An 8,113-nucleotide genomic window follows, 5' to 3' on the forward strand; every position below is an offset into this window, starting at 1 on the left:
TTATCTAGAATGACGCTTCTGCTGCTAACCAGTAACGACGACCATCTTCAACGTAGCCAAACTCTTCGTAATCGGTTTGTTCTTCAAATAGGTTGTAGATACCAGCCATCACCTTAAGGTTCTTTTGCACATACCAGTTGGCACCTAAGTCAACATAAGTAATTGATGGCGCTTCGTATTGTGTTCTTGAACTACTCGTTGTCGGTTCTGACTCTTTGCCACGGTATGTCACTCGCATCCAAGATTGGACATCATCACGTACTTGCCAATCTGCATTTACGGTAACTAAATGCTCAGGAACTTGTGTTAGTGGCTTACCCTCATCTTCACCAGACTGCTTCTCAGTATGTGTATAGGTATACGTCGAACCGACAGAAATCGCCTCGGTAATGCCTTTATTTATCGTGTATTCAGCACCGTAAGTAATCGCGTCTTCAATGTTCACGTAGGTAGAATCACAACCACGTCGGCCACAGTTAGTGCTCAGCTCTTTCTTGTCGATCTTGTCTTTAAAGTCACTGTAGAACACGGTGAAGTTCGAGCTTAAATCGGCATCGCCAACAAAGTACACGCCCATTTCACTGTCCACTGACGTCTCGGCTTTTAGATCAGGATTACCGTAAACCGAGCAGTCGCCACCACAACTTTCTTGCGCCCAACCCGCTTCCATCTCAGTTAAGCCTGGTGCTCGATAACCCGTTGAAACACCGCCTTTCACTGTCCAATATGAGTCGACACTCCACACACCATAAACGCGAGGGCTCAGATGAGACTCGAACACGTCATTTTGATCAAATCTGAGGCCAGTTGTTAGAGCAAAAGAATCGGTGATGTACCATTCATCTTCCGCAAACAGTGACCATTGGTTATTTTTGAAGACATGATCTTCTGCAGAATCTGTCAGCTCCTGACGTGTATAGTTGAAGCCGATAGTTAGGTAGTGCGCCTCAAGCACAGGCATAGACCATTGTGAGTTCAGAGTCAGGTTTTCCACTTCCATTTCTCCGCCTTCATTCTCAACCGTTTCATTGTTGATGTATGAAGTGCCCGAGCCCCAGTCGTAGTTGCCTGAGTGAGATAGGCCCAATGATTGACGATTGTTCACACGCTCAGAATCTGTGGTTTTCGATTTTCCATCCGTCGTCACTCGTTCTTGATCGTGATAGGTGTAATCAAACGAGAAAGTATCGTCATCCGTAGGCGTCAAGTGTAGTGCGCCACGGTAACTCTCTAATGTTTTGCCTCCGTATCCGTAAAGAATCTCATCTTCCTTACGCTCTTGATATAAACCAGAGAAAGAAGCACTCAACAAGCCATCAATAAGAGGGCCCGCTAGATGCACTTGGCTTTGATATGAATTGCCCGAGTCTGAGTTCTCTTGCAGTGTTGTTTCACCACGTACGCTGCCATACCACTCTTGATAATCTTTACGAGTGATAATGTTGATCACACCGCCAATCGCGTCTGAACCGTAAAGCGTCGACATTGGGCCACGCACGACTTCAACTCGCTCAATCGCGCTTAGAGGTGGTAGCCAATCTTGCTCAAAGCCACCACTGCTGTTTTGTTGTGTTTCACGGCCAGACTGCTTGCGTCCATCGACCAAAATCGCCGTGTATTCTGCAGGCATACCACGTATTGAAATATCTTGGCTCGAACCACCACCTGTCACTATCACACCAGGTACATCACGCAGCGCGTCTGTCAGATCTTTATACGATCGGTTTTCCAGCTGCTCACGAGTAATCACGCTGATCGACGCTGGCGCTTCAGTGACAACCTGCTCATAACCAGCTGCTGTCACAACCATGGTTTCCATAGTCGTCGCTTCAATGGTCAAAGCTTCGGTATCAACTTGATTTACTTGTTCGTTAGCAAAGCCCATCACAGGGAATACAAAACACGCAGCAGCTATAGACTTAGAAAGGGGGGAACGAGTAAACGTTTGAATAGTGTTCATCTTGGCTCTACTTAAATTGAGATTGTATTTAATAATCATTCTCAATTAGAGCGGCGTAAATCATTCGCTTCAAGCATAATGCTATCGCCAAAATAGAATATCGCTATCCGCCAGACGGATAGTTACCTTCATCTTATGCTTGATATGAAACTGATGATGTTGCGAATAACGGCTCTCAAATCACTCAGACTTCGGTGCTTACTTAACTAGAAGTCACTCTCTTTTAAGAGTACGTATCTTTGCCTACATAGAGGTCTTTGAATATTTCACGTACCCATTCACACATCGGGTCATCATGAAATCGCTTGTGCCAGTACAAATAAACTTCTTGAAAGCTCAAGTGGAGTTCTTCTGGGACTTCTCTGGTGATCAGGCGGGGATCATGACACGCTGCTTCTGCAAAAGGTGTTGGAAGGTGAAAGATGATGTCGGTTTCAGCAGCAATACTTGGCGCCGAGCTGAAGTTACCCAACTGCACAGGTGCAGACAGGCGCTGCTTTTTATTGGCTAAACCGAGTTCTTGGTATTTGTGTTCGAAAGAAAGCCTTTTCTCACCTTGTAGAGAGACTTGGCCAAAATCATATTCCGCCAGCTTTTGTGGGGTCAGAGTTTCATTCGCCAATGGGTGCTCTCGGCTCATCAACAAACGGAACGTGCGCTTCGCCACTGTCATACGATAGATATTTTGCTCAGCAGAAGGCGGCTGATGCGAAGATAAGGCAAAGTGCACATCACCTGCGACCAAGGCTTCGAAATGACGCTTGGGCGCAGAATCTAAACTCACGATCATGTTCGGCGCTTCTTTGCGGATCTTAGCGATCACCTTGGGCATTAAGGTATTAATTTGAGGCAGTAAGCCATAAAATTTCACAGTACTATCAACCTTGCTTGGGTCAAACGACTGCTTATGAACCAACTTTTCCAGGTTAGTAATAACGGTGTTGATATCGTTTTTAATCGACTCTGCTTTTGGGGTCAGCTCATAGCCATACTTCTTACGTACCAGCAGCTCATCATCAAAGAAGGTACGCATTTTTTGTAGCGTACGACTTACCGAAGACTGGCTCATGTTCAGAGACATTGCGGTATTAGAGACGTGTTTTTCTTCGAGTAAATGCTTAAGAACGAAAAGAAGATTCAGGTCAATCTGGGAGAGGTTCATGAGTGCGTCACCAAAATAATGAGGGCATCGTTGAGACAATACGCCGCGCTCAAACCACGGCAATGCATATCAATGATTGGGGTTCAAGATACCGAGTTAACGGCTCTGCGAGCATGATTTAAAGTTCAATAGAAAAACGACTAAATCAAAAAATAGAAATAGAGATCGCTACTTTCTCTTACCCTGCTCCACCAACTTTTCATTCCATGCCGTATTGCCGTCACGCTTAGTCACGTCATACTCTGAACAGAACTGAGATATGGTCATATTGTTATCGCCAGTGGCAAGCTTGAGAGCCAACTGAACTTGTTGAAGCTTGCTTTGCAGTCGCAAGATTTGACCAGCATTTGGGCTTTTCTCTTTGGCGTATTTTAAAGCCGCATGCTTACGTTCTGCCGCGCCCGCTCGGCGATCTGCTTCTGATAACAGATACTTGAGTTGAGCAACACTCTTGCCTTTCTTGAAGGCAGGATCAAGCAACTCAACGCATTCATCAAACGATGGATCGATAACGTATGGGTCAACTTTATGAGCTTGTTGGCGCATCCATTCGAGTGCGAGTTTTTCATCTGACATAATTACATCTTTACCAAAGAAACAGCCCTATATGGTATCGCTCAATAGCAAACCGCTGCAATAACAAATTGAGTGACTTTACGCCTTTTTACACTGTGCCGATTGACTAATTTAACAATCACAGCTCCAATAGTTGGCTTTAACGCATCACAAACAGCTCTTCGTGGTAGTGCTTTTCAATATCAAATTGATAGGTGTCTAATTCTTTTTTCAGTGATGTAGAGAACAACTCCGGCCCGCAGAAATACATCTCGTACTCGTTGAGGTCGCCACATTGATTGACAATTCTTCCGGCGTTTAGCCGCGGTGAGTGCAAGGTATCTATCACGGTCAACTTCACACCAACCGCGTGTGCTAGGTGCCACAACTCATCGATTAATTGCTTATCAACACCGCGAGTACAATAAAACAGTTGAATACGAGGATGATCTCGTTCTGTTTTGAGCGCTTCAAGTGTTGCAAAAAACGACGCTATCCCGACACCACCAGCAATCCAAATTTGTGGCTTGCTTAGGTCAAAATAAAGTCGACCATAGGGTCCTTCAACCGTAACCGCATCGCCCGCTTTCACTCGTTCATATAGGCCATTAGTAAAATCACCCAGCTCTTTGATCAAAAAGCGCAGCTCTGGATCATCACTGCCAGAAACAATGGTAAACGGATGCGGGTCTTCATTACCGAAACGCAAGTACGCAAACTGCCCAGCTTTGTGACCTTGCCAAGATGCCTCCGGTTTTAACACCAGCTCCATCACTTCAGCTTGTGGAAAATAGCGAGTCGAGATAATCGTCGCTGAGTGACGATTACGACGCCCAACCAAGCCCAACAAACTGTAAATCGCTGCGATAGACCCAGCCAAAGCAAATGCCACAGTTAGATAATAAATAGGTTCTCCCCAATACGCTCGTTTAAGCAGGATTACTGAGTGGAAAGCGATAAACAGGTACGCAACCGACATCAGACGGTGCGACAATTTAAACGGTTTGTACTTCACTGCCGCCCATAGTGACGCCACCAGTAAAATGAGCAACAAGTAGAAGCCCCACTCGCCAATACTCTGAGCAATACCGCGTAATTCATTGACCCATAACTCCCATCCAGTCAAAACAGCTTGCGGCCCTGAACCATCGTGTCGAACAGGCTTATCTAACACACCAGACACCACCAATGACTTAGGTATTTGGTACCACAACCAGTGTGTCACACCCAGTGCAACACCACCGATACCGAGCCATTTATGGACTCGATATGCTTTATCCATACCTTTCAGCCAATTCTCAACCATAGGCAAACGCATCGCCAAGATCATTGTGATGGACATTAAAACCAGAGACAAAATACCTGAGTACTGAATCATGGCTGAGCGCCATTCAAAGACATCGCTTGAAGCGAATAATTGCGGTTCCATCGCAAACCAAAAGGCTGACATTGTGGCAATCATTGCCCAAATGATATTGCGGACTGTTTCCATTTGTTAACACTCATAAAGACGACATCATTACTTTAGCTCCTGTGATGTAAAGGGACGTCAACGTACGTAAATCTATGCAAAGGATCTCGTTCATTGTGCTGTAGCAGAGATAAAAGAGACAAACTGCCCACGGCCAATAAGCGCTCTTTGATCGATAAAAGCGGATTCTTCGTACATATAAGTCCGTTAGTGAGCATGCTCGAAGATAACAATAAATGAGAAGAAGAGAAGATATGAAGGACATGACCCTTTCTAAACAAGATATCCAAACAATGGACCCGCGCCACCGCATTCGTTTGGTTAACTCCCTATCTGGATTTAAAAGCGCCAACCTAATTGGTACTTGTGATAAACAGGGGCTTGAAAACCTTGCGATAGTGAGCTCTGTCATTCACCTAGGGTCTGATCCCGCGCTGCTTGGTTTTATTGTTCGCCCAGATAAAAGCCGACGTCATACGCTAGAAAACATCCTAGAAACTAAGTACTTCACCGTTAACAGCATTGGTGCTGACTTTGTTAAAAAGGCCCATCAAACCTCGGCTCGCTACCCTAAACCAGTCTCAGAATTCAACGCGGTCGGCTTAACGGCCTATTATGACGACACATTCCCCGCTCCCTTCGTCTTGGAGAGCAGTTTAAAGATAGGGTTAGCGTTCAAAGAACAGATAACAATCGAAAGCAATCAAACGCAAATGTTGATCGGTGAAGTTATAACGATTCACGCACCCAAACGCGCCGTGATGCCGGATGGCTACCTTGATTTAGAAGCGTTGGATTTGGTCACGGTATCAGGGCTTGATAGCTACCACGTAACTCAAAGACTGCACCGATTAAGCTATGCAAAACCACAACAGCCACTCTTTCCACTCACTCGTGAAGGTAACCCAACTTCATGGGAAGCTTTCGAACTCAATCTAAACTAATTTTGTTCGGCAATTTGCTATCAAAAGTGCTAACGTCCTTTAATTCCAAGAGATGCATCTCACACAGGCGCATCTCACTGAGCACACTATTCATTCTTACGTCTGTTTCCAAGGACCCTTTTGAAGTTAACTCACTTTAAATACAAAACGCGCGAAGGCCCAGACTACCGACATGGCGATCAGGTGTCATTCATGGACATCAAACAAACCTTCGGTATGGGCAGCATTCGTGTGGGTGCTTGGGTGACGAAAGAAGAAAAAGAGTTGGCCGCAAATCTGATATTCGATTCGCTAGCCGACTTGGCTTACATCTTGGCTTTGCCACCAGAAGCGATTGGCCTTCGCGGCACATTAGGCTTAGCGTTCGGCAGTGGCGGCAGAAAAGGCGTACAAGCACACTATGCCCCGAACCAACGAGAATTAGCCCTCGCGAAGAATGCCGGAGCTGGCGCGCTCGCTCACGAGTTTTGGCATGCATTTGACCACTATATCGCTGAGAAAGCGTTTGAGATTGGTGACACCTCCGGCCCTCGTAAGCAAATCTTGTTCGCCAGCGACTGTTGGTTGCACGATAGAAAAGTACGATCTCATCCATTAAACGAGAGTTTGATGTCACTGTTCGATGTCACACTGCTTAGCGACAATAACCTAGACAAACACGATTACGTGGCTCGCAGTGTTATTGCCGACAAGGCGATGTCTGCCCGTTACTTCTCACTACCCACAGAGATGATGGCGCGCGCTTTTGAATCCGTGATTGAATCGTGTTCCGATATCAAGAACGCTTATCTAGTGGATGGCACAACCAAGCCTGATATGTACCCCGTGTATCCGGATATGGCGCATCGAGAAGAGATATACCAAGCCCTGCAAGGTTACTTCGCACCATTAGGGCGATCTTTGAGTAAATAGCATTTTGAGTCAGTAACTCTCTGCATATTTACAATGAATGACATGTACCATAAGTTGATCATGTGTAAGCTCTGATATAACATGTACAACAAGCGGAACATGTAGAATAGTTAATTCATGAATGATTAACTATTCTGTGTATATAGAAAGATTAAACATATCCAAAAACAACAGGGTAAATAAGTGATGAATATTGTTTCTTTTACTGAGGCCAGAAATAGCCTTAAGTCTGTGCTCGATAGAGTGGTAGACGATTCTGATGTTACGGTAATAACCAGACGAGATTCAGAAGATGCAGTGGTCATGTCTCTTGATCATTTTAATTCAATGCAAGAAACCTTGTACCTAATGAGCTCGCCTAAAAACGCTGAAAGATTGGCTGAATCTATTGCTCAACTCGAAGCCGGAAATACAACCGTTCGAGAATTGAATAATGACGAATGATCGAAAGATTGTATTTACAGATAATGCTTGGGAAGATTACCTATACTGGCAAACCCAAGACAAGAAAACGCTCAAGAAACTAAATAAGTTGATTGAAGCCGCTAAAAGAACGCCCTTTGAAGGGATTGGAAAGCCGGAGCCACTAGTCGGCAACCTGTCTGGCTTTTGGTCAAGACGAATCGATGACAAGAATCGATTAGTGTATAAAGCAGATGACGATAACTTTTATATAATTGCTTGTCGTCACCACTATTAAAAGCAGTAAGCAGCACATAGAAAGGGCAGTAATGATCAGTTGGCCATCTTTGGTAAAACTCGACGGTGATGATGAGCTTATTTACGTCGCATCCGAACACGAATTTCAAGCAGAATGCTCAGACATGATCCTGGGTGAAGATGATTACCTCATTGATTCAGAGGGTAACAGCTACGCACTTCAATCGATATCAAATCAACTGGGTTTAGCTAAACGAGCTGAGCAGTATTCGGTTGAAAGCGTGACTAAACTGATTCGAAACCACGAGTTTCAAAAAGCTGAAGTGTGCCTGATGAAGATCCACTTCCTAACGATTGAAGAAGCGATTCAGTCTTTGGCTTTTGAGGCTCGCTAATACTGCTTAAGAGCTCGTATCAAAGCGAATCCCCAAGACAGATTAAACAAAAAC

The 8,113-nt window shown here is 44.9% G+C and carries 9 protein-coding genes; 5 read left to right on the forward strand and 4 right to left on the reverse strand.

Annotation, left to right across the window (positions count from 1 at the left end):
- Window positions 1-4: 4 nt before the first annotated feature.
- The 4 genes from AB4249_RS00445 to AB4249_RS00460 all read right to left on the reverse strand — a co-directional run bounded on the left by AB4249_RS00445 (window position 5) and on the right by AB4249_RS00460 (window position 5,169).
- On the reverse strand, window positions 5-1,885 hold the full coding sequence (locus tag AB4249_RS00445) for a TonB-dependent receptor domain-containing protein (protein ID WP_372102157.1): 1,881 nt from the start codon (window positions 1,883-1,885) through the stop codon (window positions 5-7).
- A gap of 298 nt (window positions 1,886-2,183) precedes the next feature.
- Window positions 2,184-3,122, reverse strand: coding sequence for a LysR family transcriptional regulator (locus tag AB4249_RS00450; RefSeq protein ID WP_372102136.1), 939 nt, complete (start codon window positions 3,120-3,122; stop codon window positions 2,184-2,186).
- Between the two features lie 168 nt (window positions 3,123-3,290).
- On the reverse strand, window positions 3,291-3,698 hold the full coding sequence (locus AB4249_RS00455) for a hypothetical protein (protein WP_017061620.1): 408 nt from the start codon (window positions 3,696-3,698) through the stop codon (window positions 3,291-3,293).
- Between the two features lie 139 nt (window positions 3,699-3,837).
- Window positions 3,838-5,169, reverse strand: a complete 1,332-nt coding sequence (locus tag AB4249_RS00460; protein ID WP_372102137.1) for a ferric reductase-like transmembrane domain-containing protein — start codon at window positions 5,167-5,169, stop codon at window positions 3,838-3,840.
- 233 nt (window positions 5,170-5,402) lie between these two features.
- Here AB4249_RS00460 and AB4249_RS00465 point away from each other — a divergent pair, with 233 nt between their 5' ends.
- The 5 genes from AB4249_RS00465 (at window position 5,403) to AB4249_RS00485 (ending at window position 8,059) form a co-directional block, all read left to right on the forward strand.
- Window positions 5,403-6,092 carry a flavin reductase family protein gene (locus AB4249_RS00465; protein WP_017061618.1) on the forward strand — a complete coding sequence of 230 codons (690 nt, stop codon included), beginning with the start codon at window positions 5,403-5,405 and terminating at the stop codon, window positions 6,090-6,092.
- 120 nt (window positions 6,093-6,212) lie between these two features.
- Window positions 6,213-7,004 (forward strand): CLCA_X family protein, encoded by a 792-nt coding sequence (locus AB4249_RS00470; RefSeq protein ID WP_372102138.1) that lies wholly within the window; start codon window positions 6,213-6,215, stop codon window positions 7,002-7,004.
- Between the two features lie 186 nt (window positions 7,005-7,190).
- Entirely contained in the window at window positions 7,191-7,448 is a 258-nt protein-coding gene (locus AB4249_RS00475; protein WP_017061616.1) for a type II toxin-antitoxin system Phd/YefM family antitoxin, read from the forward strand.
- Window positions 7,438-7,704, forward strand: a complete 267-nt coding sequence (locus AB4249_RS00480; RefSeq protein ID WP_017069754.1) for a Txe/YoeB family addiction module toxin — start codon at window positions 7,438-7,440, stop codon at window positions 7,702-7,704. The genes AB4249_RS00475 and AB4249_RS00480 overlap by 11 nt, the downstream gene beginning before the upstream one ends.
- A 31-nt stretch (window positions 7,705-7,735) precedes the next feature.
- The gene (locus AB4249_RS00485; protein ID WP_372102139.1) at window positions 7,736-8,059 is read left to right on the forward strand and encodes a DUF4144 domain-containing protein; all 324 of its coding nucleotides are present in this window, start codon (window positions 7,736-7,738) and stop codon (window positions 8,057-8,059) included.
- Window positions 8,060-8,113 lie beyond the last annotated feature (54 nt).

The organism is Vibrio sp. 10N.261.55.F4, assembly GCF_041470465.1.
In the GTDB taxonomy this organism is placed as follows: Bacteria; Pseudomonadota; Gammaproteobacteria; order Enterobacterales; family Vibrionaceae; genus Vibrio; species Vibrio crassostreae_C.